Origin of the sequence: Aurantimonas sp. 22II-16-19i (assembly GCF_002088275.1) — a bacterium.
Classification (GTDB): Bacteria; Pseudomonadota; Alphaproteobacteria; order Rhizobiales; family Rhizobiaceae; genus Jiella.
Map to the genome: position 1 here is coordinate 1 of NZ_AQQS01000037.1, position 13311 is coordinate 13311.

At 61.4% G+C, this 13311-nt stretch carries 16 protein-coding genes and 1 pseudogene; 14 read left to right on the forward strand and 3 right to left on the reverse strand.

Annotated features, from left to right (window positions below):
- Nucleotides 1-98 (forward strand): annotated as a pseudogene (locus tag ATO4_RS28820) (DUF4126 domain-containing protein); the annotation flags it as partial.
- Nucleotides 95-1474 carry an FAD-containing oxidoreductase gene (locus ATO4_RS22080; protein WP_083593940.1) on the forward strand — a complete coding sequence of 460 codons (1380 nt, stop codon included), beginning with the start codon at nucleotides 95-97 and terminating at the stop codon, nucleotides 1472-1474. The pseudogene ATO4_RS28820 and the gene ATO4_RS22080, both read left to right, overlap by 4 nt.
- A 193-nt stretch (nucleotides 1475-1667) precedes the next feature.
- Here ATO4_RS22080 and ATO4_RS22085 read toward each other — a convergent pair whose 3' ends face one another.
- Nucleotides 1668-1865, reverse strand: coding sequence for a hypothetical protein (locus ATO4_RS22085; RefSeq protein WP_083593941.1), 198 nt, complete (start codon nucleotides 1863-1865; stop codon nucleotides 1668-1670).
- A gap of 124 nt (nucleotides 1866-1989) precedes the next feature.
- Complete coding sequence (locus ATO4_RS22090; protein WP_083593942.1) at nucleotides 1990-2745, reverse strand: SDR family oxidoreductase; 756 nt, start codon at nucleotides 2743-2745, stop codon at nucleotides 1990-1992.
- A 136-nt stretch (nucleotides 2746-2881) separates the two neighbouring features.
- Between ATO4_RS22090 and ATO4_RS22095 the strand changes: the two genes are divergently transcribed.
- From ATO4_RS22095 to ATO4_RS22135, 10 genes are all read left to right on the forward strand, one after another.
- Nucleotides 2882-3775 carry an AraC family transcriptional regulator gene (locus ATO4_RS22095; RefSeq protein ID WP_083593943.1) on the forward strand — a complete coding sequence of 298 codons (894 nt, stop codon included), beginning with the start codon at nucleotides 2882-2884 and terminating at the stop codon, nucleotides 3773-3775.
- A 539-nt stretch (nucleotides 3776-4314) separates the two neighbouring features.
- Nucleotides 4315-6099, forward strand: coding sequence for a DUF6538 domain-containing protein (locus tag ATO4_RS22100; RefSeq protein ID WP_245308890.1), 1785 nt, complete (start codon nucleotides 4315-4317; stop codon nucleotides 6097-6099).
- A gap of 100 nt (nucleotides 6100-6199) precedes the next feature.
- On the forward strand, nucleotides 6200-7057 hold the full coding sequence (locus ATO4_RS27405) for a hypothetical protein (RefSeq protein ID WP_139802626.1): 858 nt from the start codon (nucleotides 6200-6202) through the stop codon (nucleotides 7055-7057).
- Nucleotides 7058-7203: 146 nt separating this feature from the next.
- The gene (locus tag ATO4_RS22105) at nucleotides 7204-8439 is read left to right on the forward strand and encodes a phage portal protein (protein WP_083593944.1); all 1236 of its coding nucleotides are present in this window, start codon (nucleotides 7204-7206) and stop codon (nucleotides 8437-8439) included.
- Nucleotides 8432-8638: a hypothetical protein gene (locus ATO4_RS22110; protein ID WP_083593945.1), complete on the forward strand. Its 207-nt coding sequence runs from the start codon at nucleotides 8432-8434 to the stop codon at nucleotides 8636-8638. Before ATO4_RS22105 ends, ATO4_RS22110 begins: the two co-directional genes overlap by 8 nt.
- On the forward strand, nucleotides 8635-8955 hold the full coding sequence (locus tag ATO4_RS22115) for a gene transfer agent family protein (protein ID WP_083593946.1): 321 nt from the start codon (nucleotides 8635-8637) through the stop codon (nucleotides 8953-8955). Before ATO4_RS22110 ends, ATO4_RS22115 begins: the two co-directional genes overlap by 4 nt.
- Complete coding sequence (locus ATO4_RS22120) at nucleotides 8952-10505, forward strand: phage major capsid protein (protein WP_245308891.1); 1554 nt, start codon at nucleotides 8952-8954, stop codon at nucleotides 10503-10505. The genes ATO4_RS22115 and ATO4_RS22120 overlap by 4 nt, the downstream gene beginning before the upstream one ends.
- A 10-nt stretch (nucleotides 10506-10515) precedes the next feature.
- Nucleotides 10516-10974, forward strand: a complete 459-nt coding sequence (locus ATO4_RS22125) for a phage tail tube protein (RefSeq protein WP_083593947.1) — start codon at nucleotides 10516-10518, stop codon at nucleotides 10972-10974.
- Between the two features lie 2 nt (nucleotides 10975-10976).
- Entirely contained in the window at nucleotides 10977-11588 is a 612-nt protein-coding gene (locus ATO4_RS22130) for a hypothetical protein (protein WP_083593948.1), read from the forward strand.
- The gene (locus ATO4_RS22135; protein WP_083593949.1) at nucleotides 11578-11919 is read left to right on the forward strand and encodes an HNH endonuclease; all 342 of its coding nucleotides are present in this window, start codon (nucleotides 11578-11580) and stop codon (nucleotides 11917-11919) included. Before ATO4_RS22130 ends, ATO4_RS22135 begins: the two co-directional genes overlap by 11 nt.
- An 85-nt stretch (nucleotides 11920-12004) precedes the next feature.
- Here the strand turns inward: ATO4_RS22135 and ATO4_RS27410 are convergent, their stop codons facing one another.
- Nucleotides 12005-12298: a hypothetical protein gene (locus ATO4_RS27410; protein WP_139802627.1), complete on the reverse strand. Its 294-nt coding sequence runs from the start codon at nucleotides 12296-12298 to the stop codon at nucleotides 12005-12007.
- 101 nt (nucleotides 12299-12399) lie between these two features.
- On the opposite strand from ATO4_RS27410, the gene ATO4_RS22140 reads away from it, so the two are divergent.
- Both ATO4_RS22140 and ATO4_RS22145 read left to right on the forward strand, forming a co-directional pair.
- Nucleotides 12400-12756: a phage tail protein gene (locus ATO4_RS22140; RefSeq protein ID WP_083593950.1), complete on the forward strand. Its 357-nt coding sequence runs from the start codon at nucleotides 12400-12402 to the stop codon at nucleotides 12754-12756.
- Nucleotides 12753-13151 carry a hypothetical protein gene (locus ATO4_RS22145; RefSeq protein ID WP_083593951.1) on the forward strand — a complete coding sequence of 133 codons (399 nt, stop codon included), beginning with the start codon at nucleotides 12753-12755 and terminating at the stop codon, nucleotides 13149-13151. The genes ATO4_RS22140 and ATO4_RS22145 overlap by 4 nt, the downstream gene beginning before the upstream one ends.
- Nucleotides 13152-13311: the final 160 nt, after the last annotated feature.

Genomic DNA, 13311 nt, shown 5'->3' on the forward strand with positions numbered 1-13311 from the left:
GGCTCGCCGCGGCCCTCGGGCGAGACCTTCCGGCCGCGCTGATCGAGGATGTGGCTGCGATCGGCGGAGCGATCCTGATCGTCTGGTCCCTCGCATGACCCGGAACTTCGACGCCATCATTATCGGCGCCGGACAGGCGGGGCCCTCGCTCGCCGGGCGTCTGACCTCGAGCGGAATGACGGTGGCGCTAATCGAGCGCCACCTCGTCGGCGGCACCTGCGTCAACACCGGCTGCATGCCGACGAAGACGCTCGTCGCCAGCGCCAAGGTGGCCGCCATGGCGCGCCGCGGCGGCGACTATGGCGTCACGCTTGCCGGCGACGTTTCGGTGGACATGAGGCGCGTCCGGGCACGGGCCGAAACAGTGTCGCGCGACGCCCGTCAGAACAACGAGCGCTGGCTGGAGGGTATGGATCGGCTGACCTTCCTGCGCGGCCACGCCCGTTTCCTCGACGCAGGGACGATCGCGGTCGGCGATGAAACCCTCTCGGCTCCGCTGATCTTTCTCAATGTCGGGGGCCGCGCCATCGTGCCGGACATGCCCGGCATCGGCGACGTCGCGGTGATGACCAACACCGACATCGTCGCGCTGGACGTCCTGCCGCGCCATCTCGTGGTGATCGGCGGCAGCTATATCGGCCTGGAATTTGCGCAGATGTACCGACGCTTCGGCGCCAAGGTCACGGTGATCGAAAAGGGTCCCCGCCTCGTCTCCCGGGAGGACGAGGACGTGTCGTCGGCCATCCGCGAGATCCTGGAAGCCGAGGATATTCATGTCCGCACCGGCGCCGAGTGTATCGCCTTTGCCGCCCACGCCGACGGGGTCGCGGTTCGTGTCGATTGCCGGGAGGGCTCCCCCGAAATCGTCGGCAGCCACGTCCTCATGGCGGTCGGCCGCCGCCCCAACACCGACGACCTCGGGCTGGACGCGGCAGGGATCGACACCGATGGCCGCGGCTACATCAAGGTCGACGACCGGCTGCAGACGAATGTTTCCGGCATCTACGCCCTCGGCGACTGCAACGGCCGCGGCGCCTTCACCCACACCGCCTACAACGACTACGAGATCGTCGCTGCGAACCTTCTCGAAGGGGGCGCACGCAGCCTCGAGGACCGCATTCCCGCCTATGCGCTCTACATCGACCCGCCGCTCGGCCGCGTCGGCATGACCGAGACGCAGGCCCGTGCCAGCGGCCGGCCATTGCTGATCTCGACCCGCCCGATGAGCCGTGTCGGTCGGGCGAAGGAAAAGGGCGAGACGAAAGGGTTCATGAAGCTCATCGCCGACGCGCAGACCAGACGCATCCTCGGCGCGAGCATTCTCGGCGTCGAGGGCGACGAGGCGATCCACGGCATCCTCGACGTGATGGCTGCCGACCTGCCCTACACGATCTTCGAGCGCGCCGTTCCCATCCACCCGACCGTCTCCGAGCTCATTCCGACGCTGGCGGGCGATCTGCAGCCGGCGACGTAGCGACGAGGGCTGGCGCTGGTTTTTGTCAGCAGAGCGGCCAAGGAAACGAGACGACTTTGCAGTCGGTCGAAGCATATTCCGGTTATCTCCAACTCAAGTGCATGCTGCAGTGCATTCTTCATCCTCCACGGGTGGAGGATCCATGGCTTCTGATTTGCATGCGCGTGCGTCCGGCTATTCGACCGGCGCCTTGTTACGGATACTGTTCGCCTTCGGCCTCGTGCCCTGCCTGCCCTCGCCCAGTCGGCTCCCCTCCGGCATTGGCGACGATGGCGGCCAGCGGCTGGTTGACCTCGTGGACGATCGAGGCGGAGAGCTCCGCCAGACTGGCCGCCTGCATCGCCCCGGCCAGCCGATCCTGCAGGCGCCGCAGGGCGCGCTGGGAGCTCACTTCGCTGTCGACGTCGATCAGGATGCCGTAGCGACCGGCGAGATTGCCCGTGTCCCCGGTGGTGGTATGGGAGGCCGCGCGCGGAGCCTTCGGCGTAGCGCTGCGCGCGGCAGAGGGTGAAGCGTCAGATCGTCTGGCCGCCCGAAACCTCGATACGCTGGCCGGTGACCCAGCGATTGTCGGGCCCGAGCAGGCTTGCCACCATCGGGCCGATATCGTCGGGAAGGCCGACGCGGCCGAGCGCCGTCATTCCGGCGAAGGCCGCATTGTAGTCCGGAGTATCGCGCACCGCGCCGCCGAGGAAGTCGGTCTCGATGGCGCCGGGCGCGACGGTGTTTGCCGTGATGCCGCGGCTTCCGAGCTCCTTCGCCATGTAGACCGTCATGATCTCCACCGCTCCCTTGGCGGCGGAGTACGCCGAGAAGCCCGGAAACGAAACACGCGTCAGGCCGGACGAGAAGTTTACGATCCGGCCGCCGTCGGCCAGCATCGGCAGCAGGGCCTGCGTCAGGAAGAAGACGCCCTTGACGTGGACGGCGAACAGCCCGTCGAACTGCTCCTCGGTGGTGGCGGCGAAGTCCGCCATCTCGCCATGGCCGGCATTGTTGACGAGGTGGTCGAATGTCGCCCGCCCCCAGGTCGCAGAAAGAGCACTGCGCAACGCCTCGACGAAGGTTGGAAAGGTCGAGACGCGGCCGGTGTCGAGTTGCAAGGCGACCGCCTTGCGGCCGAGCGCCTCGATGTCGGCGACGACGGCCTCGGCGTTGTCCTTGCCGCTGTGGTAGGTGAGGATCACGTCGCCCCCGTGTCGGGCGATGCTGATCGCGGTGTTGCGGCCAAGGCCGCGGCTGCCGCCGGTGACGAGAGAAATGCTGGACATGGATGCCTCCGGGTTGGTTGGTGTCGGCGATCCTTGTAGCTCAGGCCGTGCGGGCGGGGTTGCGCGATCGTCCTGAAAACTTGCCTGATTATCCTGCCGCGTTGCCGAGACCTCGTTCCGCTTCTATGATCGGTCCATGCACGAACCGCTTCTCGACCATGCGCGGCGCTATGCCGATCGTCTCGCCGATCAGGGCGGCGTCGCCGCTACTCCTGTCGAGGGGCTGGTGATCCTGCGCGAGACCGCCCCCAGCATGCTGCAATACGCGATATCGAAGCCGTTGGTGGCGCTGGTCCTGCAGGGCGGCAAGCGCGTGTCGATGGGAAGCCACAGCTTCGACTTCGGCGCCGGCGAATCCCTCCTCATCACCACCGATGTTCCGACCGTCAGCCAGATCACCAAGGCGAGCCGCGTCTTGCCTTATTATTCGCTGGTTCTCGAACTCGACCCCGCCATCATCGCCGAACTGGTCGGCCAGATCGCCCCGGCACCGGTCAAGGCGGACCGGCCGGTTCGTGTCGATCCGACCGAGGCGGACGTGGCCGATGCCGCTTTGCGCCTGCTGCGCCTGCTCGACCGTCCCGACAGCCTCGCCGTGTTGGGGCCGCAGCTGGTCCGCGAGTGGCACTACTGGCTGTTGATGGGGCGACATGGCGGGGCCATTCGGGCGCTCGGCGTGACCGACAGCCATGCGCAACGGATCGCACGATCCGTCGCGGTCCTTCGCCGGCATTATGCCGAGCCCATCAAGATCGACGCACTGGCGGCGGCTGCCGGGATGAGCCTCTCGGCCTTCCACATTCATTTCCGCAGCATCACCTCACTCTCTCCGCTTCAGTTCCAGAAGCAGCTGCGGCTCATCGAGGCCCGGCGGCGAATGCTGGCGGGGGGAGAGAGCGTGGCGGACGCGGCCTATGGCGTCGGATACGAGAGCGTGCCGCAGTTCACCCGCGAATGTGGCCGCATGTTCGGGCAGCCGCCGGCCCGAGACATCCGCCAGGCCCGATCGCAGCTCGAAGCGGCCGCATAGGAGATCAGCGTGCGCCCGCAGAAGTCCGCGGCAGACGGATCACACGCTCCGGCCGGCATCGATCGGCGGTTCCACGCCGGTTAGGAAGGAAGCCGCTTCGAAGGCCGGACAAAGCGCGGCTGCAGCGACGTCGGCGGGGTTCGGTCAAGTGTCCGATCGAAACGGAATCGAAATATTTCCGTCTGTTCGCCGACTTGTCGGTGTGTAGTCTCGGCGCCGATCGGCGTGATAGGTCGCAGAGCGCTGTCAGCGCTGGGGGAGCAGCATGCGCTGCCGATTGGCAGCACGGAGCTGCCGAGCCTACCGGAAGCCCCTGGAAGTCAGGGGAACTCCCTGCAACAGGAATGCGACATGGAGACCGCGCGTTCGCCAACGTGGCGACGCCTCAATCACCGAATTTTCTAAAGAGTTTGAATGGCTGGGGAACCTGGAACATAATCCAAGTCTCATTAAGCCCTTGTCATCTTTAGAACTATCTGAATTTGTTGCCTTTTTCAAACGAAATTGCTACACTGGGATGCTACACTGATCCCTTCCGAATGGTCTTCAAATTGGCTCGAATTTCCTACCTCACCCGGCGCGGCTCCTCCTATTACGCTCGCATGAAAGTCCCGGCCGAACTCGCAGCAGTCGTCGGCCGAAACGAACTGACGAAGGCGCTCGGCACGAAGGACGAGAACGAGGCCAAGCGCCGACTGTGGCCTGTTATAGAGGGATGGCGGACGCAACTCGACGACGTGTCGCGGCGGCGGACTTTGACCGACGATGATCGTGCGGCAGCACCATGGGCGCACTACGAAGGCACCCTCGATCGCGACGACGCCAGTCGCGCGGCGAGGCCGACGCCAGACAAGATCGACGCGGCGACGCGATCCCTCTTCGCCAATGCCGGCACGATCGACGCCAGCGATCCGCTCGCCATGCTGGACGCCACCATAGAGGTAAAGGCGATGCACAGCGCGGGCGCACTCGACGCCAAGCTGAGACAGGCGAAGGCTGCTGATCTCCGCAAGCACCTCGTCTCTGGCGAACTTGCCCTTGTCCGGCACGAGATCGACGAGTTTGCCCTCAAACATGATCTCATCATCCCGCGCGGATCGCCGGAAGAGGCCGACATAGGCCGGCGCATGATCCGTGCCGAGATCGAGGCGCTTGAGCGCACCTTCGAACGCGACCGGGGCGATTACGGCGGCACCCCGCGCGACCCGATCGTGAAGCCGGCGACGACGCAGGTTCGCGAGCGCGCCAAACCGGGTGAGACGGTCCCGGAACTCTTCGAAGCGTATGCGCGCGACAATCCGAAGGGCATCGCGGCGGACACGTTGAACCAAGCCCGGCGCGACATTAGCACCTTCCTCGATCTTCACGGCCGGACTCTTCCCGTTCGCCGGATCGACCGCAAGGCCATTCGCGAATGGAAGGCGCTCCTTCGCGAGTATCCCGTGAAGGCGACGGAAACGAAGGCGTTCGCCGGCATGGGTTTTGCGCAGATCATCCGGGCGAACAAGGAAGTTGGGAAGCCGGTGATCACGCCCCGCACGGTCAATCGATACCTCGCGAGCATGGGCGCCTTCTGCCAATGGCTCGTCATCAACGGCTATCTCGACGCGAACCCGACGGCCGATATGTCGCTGCCGAAGTCGAAGAGTCGCACGACGAGGCCCTTCACGACCGAAGAGCTAAAGACCTTGTTCGCCTCGCCACTCTTCACCGGCTGCCAATCGGCCGACGAATGGCGCGACATGGCGAAGCCCGGCAACATTCGGATCGACGATCATCGCTACTGGTTGCCGCTGGTCATGCTCTACAGCGGCGCGCGACCGGCCGAAATTGCGCAGCTCGAAATCGCCGACGTGCGGCAACAGCACGGCCACTGGATCATGCACATCACCACAGAAGGCGGCAACGGTAAGAGCGTCAAAACTGACGGGTCTATGCGCGTCGTCCCGGTTCACTCCGAACTCGTTCGGCTGGGCTTCATCGCCTACCGCGACCGGATGGCTGCGGAAGGCCAGACCCGGCTTTTCCCAGAAGCGAAGCGCAACAGCCGAGGCCAGATGATCGCGGAATTCTCACGAGAGTTCGGGCGCTATCTCGAACGCATCGAGTTGAAGAAAGGGCGCGGCCTTTCGCTCTACTCATTCCGCCATGGCGTTGCGGATGCACTTCGCCGCGCCGGGCGTCTCGACGAGGAATTCGGCTTCATTCTGGGACACGTGAAGGGCAGCATGACCGGGCGTTATGGGCAGCTGCCGCAGGGGATGCTTGAACAGCGCGTGGCTTTGATTGAGTCGATCGTTTACGAGAGGCTTGATCTCAATTAATCTAGATTTGGAAATTCTGCAGCATAGCAACTCTCGCCGAAACCAGCTGCTTCTTTTTGTATTCAACGAGATAAAATTGATATACGTAGGGGAGAATTGGATGACGAATCTGAAGGACGGGAGAGACCATCATTGGTGGCCAAAAAGTCTCTCAAAAAACTGGTCATCCGACCCTGACAATAAAATCAATACCATATCACACAGAGGATATGAGAAACGTTACTCACCAAAGGCCATCGGCAAGACATATGATGGACACAATATAATCTTTCACAGTATCTGGGATTCATCGTTCGAACGTAAATTTGATCGTTCTGACAACGACTTCCCCGAGCTTACAAGATGGCTTCTATCGGCGGTGAGCGATGTCAGAGAAGGGCCGAAGCCGCTGCAGCATGATGAACACCAGTTGAAAATGCTGGCAGTCTGCCTTTCGTCGTTAGTTGCGCGGAACCCGACTATTCGAAACACGATCTCTTTGACGATCGAAAGTTATGGCCTTACCTCAAGTAATAATTTGATTGCAGCCAATTTGGCAAATTTGCATGATTTTTTCGCACCTCAGATCGAAAACGGGGGGAAATTTGCGATTTTTTTTGACAAGGCAGGATCGTTTATATTCGGCGATGGGTTTCTACATAATTTTCCTGCCACCCAACTTACTCTGTCGGATTCACATCTATTAGTTCCCATTAGTCCAAACATCGTGGTTATGTGGTTCCGGCCGACAAGATATAGGACTTACCCAAAGATAATTGGCATATCTGGGGATATTGAAGATATAGAATTTATTAACGAGAGCATTCAAGTGTATTCCTCAGAATACATTTATTATAAAGAAATTCGTCCAACGGTTTTGAATATATTTTCTGCCGGCAAGCATCAATGTTACCCATACCACAAGCCGCCCTACCTCGAATATATGATGCAGAAGGTTCTCGACTATCGGCCGAACTAGCAGAATAGGTGGCGTCTGCCCCAGACCGCCAAAGGATGCCAGTTCGTAGCCCTATGAAAATATCCCTAGAATTGTAGGATTATTTGCTTGCGCAGCGATTCGCGCCATGAGACAATATTACCAAGTCAAAGAGCTTGGATTGCTTCATGCGCCTGTCGGCGATCAAGGAGAAGATTGGTAGATTCCTCGCGCCTGTCGAGACGAAGAGCGTAATTTCGCCCTCCGGCTTCTTCGGTCTGGAGGACTTCCTTGTTCCGAATACGATCGCCGGGCCGTCGATCACGGCGCGAACCGCGATGCGCGTCCCGGCCGTCTCGGCTGCCGTCTCGCTGATCTCTTCGTCACTTGGCACCTTGCCGGCGAAAGTCTATGCGCGCGGCGACGAGGCGAAAGCTATTGCGACGGATCATCCCGCCTATCGCCTTGTGCATGGCAAGGCAAACGAATGGACGGCAGCCGGCGCACTTCGCTCGCAGCTGACGCAGGACGCGCTTCTTACCGGCAACGGCTATGCGATCGTTTCCCGCGTTGACGACGGCCGTCCCTCCGAACTCTTCCGCGTCGATCCCGCCGCGATGTCCGTCGAGGCCGATGCCTTCGGCGCCCCGTCCTACAGTCTCACCACGACGGGCGGCGTTCGCCGCTTCGGCTTCCACGACGTGCTTCATCTTCGCGCCCTGACGAGCTTCGACGCACTGAAGGGTGAAGCGCCGATCGCGCTTGCCCGCGAAGCCATCGCCACCCTCGCCGTCATGGAAGAGCATGGTTCGCGGCTCTTCCGCGACGGTGCGCGTCCTTCGGCAGCCGTGACCTACCCGCCCGATGCATCCCGTCCGATGCCGGGGCAGGATCATTCGACGGCCCGGACTAATCTCATTAAGGCTGCCAAACTTGGCCTCCAGGGCGTCGATGCCTCCGGGAAGCTCGCCGTCTTCTTCGACGGTGCGCAGTTCACGCCGTTTGCGTTCTCTTCGACCGATGCACAGTTTGCCGAACTTCGCCGCTTCGCAATCGACGAAATCGCCCGCGTCTTCCGCGTCCCGCCGCACATGCTCTTCGAAATGGGCCGAGCGACGTGGGGTAACTCTGAAGAGATGGGCGCGACGTTCGTTCGCTACACGCTTCTTCCGTGGATTGAGGCTTGGCAGGACGCCTATTCCCGCGTTCTTCTCGATCCCGACGAGGGCGATGCCTTCTCGATCGAGTTCATCGTTGACGACCTTCTCCGGGCCGATACGGCAACCCGCTTCTCCGCATATTCGCAGGCCATCGCCGCGCGCATCCTGAACCCGAACGAAGTCCGGGCGATGGAAAACCGCGCGCCCTATGACGGCGGCGACGAGTTTCTGAACCCCAACACGACGAGCAATCCGAATGGCTAAGGCTGCCAACACCAAGGCGGCGCCCGCCTTCGAACTCACCTCGCTTCTTCTCGATCCGATCACCCGTGCCGTTCACGCCCGCTTCCTCGTCGAGGGGCAGGATGGGCTTTCGGTGATTGTCGAGACCGATGCCGGCGACGATGCGCGCGCGGCCGTTCGCACCGCGCTTCAGGCCGCACTGAACGCGATGCCGGCATGAACCCCGTTCGCCAGTTCTTCGGCGATGCCGAGCGCGACTTTGCCCTGTCTGAAACGCTCGTCGTCGAGATTGAGCGCAAGGCCGGCGTCGGCATCGGCTCTTTCTGGAAACGCCTGATGTCGGGCGACTACTTCCTTGCCGATCCCTTCGAAGTCGTCCGGCTCGCCCTCGTCGGCGGCGGCACCGATCCGCAGGAAGCAAAGGCCCTCGTCGAGACCTACGCCCGGCCGCGCCCGGTTCAGGAAACCGTGCTTCTCGCGCTCGAAATCCTCGGCACCTTCCTCGTCGGCGTCGATAGCGAAGAGGCCGGCGCGTGACGATCGAGCATATCGAGTGCAAGGCCGCGATCACGGTCGACGAGGAAGGCACGATCGAAGTTCTCGCTTGGCCGTTCGGTTCACCCGATGTCGTCGGCGACATGATCGAGCCGACTGCCGAGATCAAGATTGCCTCGCCACTCCCGGCACTCTGGCACCATGACCCCTCGAAGCCGATCGGCGTTTGGGACCGCGTCGAGATCACCGCACGCGGCATCGAAGCGAAAGGCCGGCTTCTTCTCGACGGCGAACGCGCCCGCGCCGTGCGCACCCTCATTCTCGATAAGGGCGCTTCCGGCGTCTCGATCGGCTTCAACGAAACCAAAGCAACCCGCCGCAATCCGCGCGGCCGAACCATTCACGGGCTGACTCTTCGCGAGATCAGCGTGACCCCGACCCCGTGCCATCCCGGCGCGACGGTTCTGACTGCCAAAGCCATCCCGGCAACTTCTGAAGGATCTTCATTGGAAAACGAAACGACCGAAGCCGCGCCGGATAGCGCGGCAATCACCGCGCTCGAAAGCCGCCTTGCGGCCGTCGAGAAGAAGTCCCTCGATCGGCTCGACAAGATCGAGGCCAAGCTTGCCCGCCCGGCGATCGTCACCAGCACCACCGACGAGCCTGTCGAGCGCAAAGCCTTCGCCAATTATCTTCGCGTCGGCGCCCGCGACATGGACCCCGTCGAGAAGAAGGCGCTGAGCGTCAGCACCGACACGTCGGGCGGCTACCTCGCACCGGAACAGTTCACGCTCGACTTCATCCGCGACCTGGTGCCGTTCTCGCCGATCCGCGCCATCGCCGATGTTCGGTCCACCAATTCGCACAGTGTCACGATGCCGAAGCGCACCGCGATCACCAATGCGAAATGGAAGGGCGAAGCCGCGACGATGGAGCGTTCCGAGCCGGCATTCGACCAGCTGGAAATCACCGTCAAGGAACTCACCACCGAAGTCGTCGTGAACAACCAGCTGATCGAGGACAGCCGCGCCGACGTTGACGCGGAAGTGCGCCTTGCCCTGTCGGAAGACTTCGGCGCGAAAGAGTCGCTGGCCTTCGTCAACGGCGTGGGTGGATTGGAGCCGGACGGCTTCATGAAGAATACGGACATCGCCGCGACCTTGAACGGTCACGCGACGAACCTTTCGGCCGATGCCCTGATCAAACTCATGTATGCGATGCCGGCGACCTACCGGAACCGTGGCACATGGGTGCTGAACGGCACCACGCTTGCGGCGATCCGCACGCTGAAGGACACGACCGGCTCTTACATCTGGCAGCCGAGCTATCAAGCCGGGCAGCCGGAAAGCATCCTTGGCCGGCCCGTGGTCGAAGCCGAGCACATGCCGGACCTCGCGGCCAACGCGACCCCGATCATGTTCGGCGACTTCAAGACCGCTTATCGGATTTACGACCGGCTCGACCTGTCGATTTTCGTCAACCCGTATCTTCTCGCCAGCAATCGCCAGACGGTGTTTCACGCATTCCGCCGCGTCGGCGCGGGCGTGGTTCAGCCGAAGGCGCTTCGCGGCCTGAAGATGGCAACGGCGTAAGGGGCGGACCATGGCAAAGGTTGGTAAAGGCACCAAGCTCTTCGTCGGCCCCGCCGCGACCGTTCAGAACCCGGCGCTTGCGGCCTATACGGCCGTCACCGGCACGAGTTGGAAGCAGGTCGCCAAGCTGAAGGAATTCGGCGAGATCGGCGAAGGCTCGCGTGAAGTCGTCAAGGACGAACTTCTCGACGAGGACAACGTGTCGAAGTTCAAGGGCGTCAACGATCCGGGCTCGACGACCGTCAAGGTTCAGCGCGAACCGGCCGACGCAGGCCAGCTTGCGATGAAGGCAGCGGTTCAGACGGACGCGCCGCTTCTTTTCAAGCTCGTCTATTCGGACGGTGCGACGCAGTATTTCGCCGCGCTCGTCGTCTCGGCGAAGAACGAAGCGTCGGGTGCGAACGACGTCATGATGACCTCGTTCGAACTCGAATACACCGGCACCGTCGCCGAACAGGCGGCAGCGTAACCATGTCGCGGCTCGCAATAGAAAATCAGCGGATCACGCTCGACGCGACCCTCGTCGAGTGCAGGCCGACGTTGCGGGCCGCGATCCGCTTGGGGCGTCTCTATGGCGCCCCGAGTGCAATGCTGCGGTCGATCGCCGAAGGCTCGATCACCGTTCTTTCGGACGTGATCCGCGAATGCGCGATCGACCGGCCGAGCGTTCCCGATCCTCTCTTCGAAACAGGAACGGCGGGCATCTACCGCAACATTGCGGCGCTTCAGGCACCGGCCGCGCAGCTTGTCTATGATCTCGCTGGTTTCGATCCGCTCGACGACCTTGAAGACGAGGCCGACGAGGAGGAGAACGAAGAGCCGAGTGACGATGCGCCGGCATCGAAGCCCGTCACCTTCGTCGAGCGCATGACGAACCTCTTCGGCTTCGCGACTGGCATCCTTCGTTGGACGCCCGAAGAGGCATTCGACGCCACCCCTTCCGAGATCATCGCGGCCTATCGCTTTCGCGAGCGCTCCTATGCGCCGAAGAAGGACGAACCGAAAGGCGACACCGCCATTCGCGTCGGCTTTGCGGACCTTCAGGATAAATTCGTCGGGAAGGAAGCGGCCAATGCCGCATAAACCGGCCCGCCTTTGCGCCTGCGGCTACAAGGTCGCGGCCGACGTGCTTTGCGCATGTCAGACAAAGCGCGCCCGCGAACGTAAGGCCCGCTTCGACGCCCGGCGACCCTCGTCGAGCGAACGCGGCTATGACCGGGCATGGCAGAGGGCCAGTGCTGAATACCGGCGCGCCAATCCGACGTGTCGCCGCTGCGGCGCACCCGCGACCCTTGTCGATCATATCGAGCCGCATCGGGGCAACATGCGCCTCTTCTGGAACCGGGCGAATTGGCAGCCGCTTTGCACCGCTTGCCATAGCGGCGCAAAGCAGGCCGAAGAGAAGGCTCGATAAAAATGATTAGTTCAACGAATTCAATCGCCCGAAATATTTCATATGAACCGCAAATTAGCGAAATAATTGATCGATTTTCCGAGCATTATTGCGCAGAACGAGATGACCCTAGTGGAATCATCTTGGGTTTACGTGGTGCTCCAATTTTTCTTTCGATGCTATTCATTTCAGTAATGATCTTGCTCGCGCAATCTATAATGATCCCCGCCACAAAAACGGCGCATCCTGTAATAATTACACTATCAGCAATGGAAACCAGATGAAGATTTGCGATAGCACCAAATCCTCGCCCCGTATCAACACCAACTCCGAAAAGCAAAAACGCCCACCCTGCCGCAGCAATACACAACCCGGTCAGTGTGAGAGGATGATTGAACATGGAATTTCCTCACTTCGATTCTACAACGACACTTCGATACCCAAAATGAGCAGCGCTGCAAACGTTGAAGTCGCGCTTTTCAACCGACTTTTCCTTAGCTGATGACCCTCGCCACGTTTACCCCGCCGATCACGCCCTCGATCGGCATGACGGATAAGCCGGAAGTCAATGTGACCCGTGCTGACTTCGGCGACGGCTATTCGCAGGCCATGCCGAACGGTCTCAACCATGTCCGGCGCGTCGTCACCCTCCGATGGAATATGCTGGCACTCGACGAGGCACAGGCAATCATCGCCTTCTTCAAGGCACACCGCGGCGTCGATCCATTCTATTACCGCATCCCGCGCGAACCGGCCCCGCTGAAGTGGACGTGCGAGGATTGGCCTTCATCGCGCGGCACGGGCGGTTACACCTCGATCGAGGCAACGCTTCGTCAGAGCTTCGACCTGCGATCATGAGTGAAGGCGATGCAGAGCGGGCGCTTTGGGTGAAGGTGATCTTTCAGCACATGGAAGATGCAACGTCGATGTCGCCTTTCTATGCCGGTGACACACCGAATCTTCGGCACCTTGTCCGCCTGAAGGCGCGAACATGGCTTCTAATGCCGAATGATGGTTTCCGCGAAGTCTGCGATCTCGCCGGGCTCGATCATCAAGCCGTTCGGGAAGTCGCACGAGAACAGATCGCGGCATTCGAACGCGACAACGCCGATGCTCTTCGCGAGCGGGCGACCGCGATCAGTGAAGATCAGCCGCCGAAGCCTAAGCGCGCCATCCGCACCGGGGGCGGGTCGGCAATTTTGACCAACAAGCACAAGACCGGCGGATTTCCCTCCGTTCACGACTGTCTCTAAATAGGATTATTTATGTGTCTCTTAAATCCGGCAGATGATCCGCGACATAGTCGTGTCATTTGGGTTGTAACCAATACGTGTTCCCGAAAATCTCTCATCGGTGACCACGAAATTCTTAATGAGATTGACGTGATAAGGTCTGAAACCCACGCCGCTCCCG

Coding starts and splice junctions, on each gene's coding strand:
- ATO4_RS22145 (WP_083593951.1), top strand. CDS start 12,753: ATGAGTGAAGGCGATGCAGAGCGGGCGCTTTGGGTGAAGGTGATCTTT.
- ATO4_RS22135 (WP_083593949.1), top strand. CDS start 11,578: ATGCCGCATAAACCGGCCCGCCTTTGCGCCTGCGGCTACAAGGTCGCG.
- ATO4_RS22115 (WP_083593946.1), top strand. CDS start 8,635: ATGAACCCCGTTCGCCAGTTCTTCGGCGATGCCGAGCGCGACTTTGCC.
- ATO4_RS22080 (WP_083593940.1), top strand. CDS start 95: ATGACCCGGAACTTCGACGCCATCATTATCGGCGCCGGACAGGCGGGG.
- ATO4_RS27410 (WP_139802627.1), bottom strand. CDS start 12,298: ATGTTCAATCATCCTCTCACACTGACCGGGTTGTGTATTGCTGCGGCA.
- ATO4_RS27405 (WP_139802626.1), top strand. CDS start 6,200: ATGACGAATCTGAAGGACGGGAGAGACCATCATTGGTGGCCAAAAAGT.
- ATO4_RS22095 (WP_083593943.1), top strand. CDS start 2,882: ATGCACGAACCGCTTCTCGACCATGCGCGGCGCTATGCCGATCGTCTC.
- ATO4_RS22100 (WP_245308890.1), top strand. CDS start 4,315: ATGGTCTTCAAATTGGCTCGAATTTCCTACCTCACCCGGCGCGGCTCC.
- ATO4_RS22105 (WP_083593944.1), top strand. CDS start 7,204: ATGCGCCTGTCGGCGATCAAGGAGAAGATTGGTAGATTCCTCGCGCCT.
- ATO4_RS22140 (WP_083593950.1), top strand. CDS start 12,400: ATGACCCTCGCCACGTTTACCCCGCCGATCACGCCCTCGATCGGCATG.
- ATO4_RS22125 (WP_083593947.1), top strand. CDS start 10,516: ATGGCAAAGGTTGGTAAAGGCACCAAGCTCTTCGTCGGCCCCGCCGCG.
- ATO4_RS22110 (WP_083593945.1), top strand. CDS start 8,432: ATGGCTAAGGCTGCCAACACCAAGGCGGCGCCCGCCTTCGAACTCACC.
- ATO4_RS22090 (WP_083593942.1), bottom strand. CDS start 2,745: ATGTCCAGCATTTCTCTCGTCACCGGCGGCAGCCGCGGCCTTGGCCGC.
- ATO4_RS22130 (WP_083593948.1), top strand. CDS start 10,977: ATGTCGCGGCTCGCAATAGAAAATCAGCGGATCACGCTCGACGCGACC.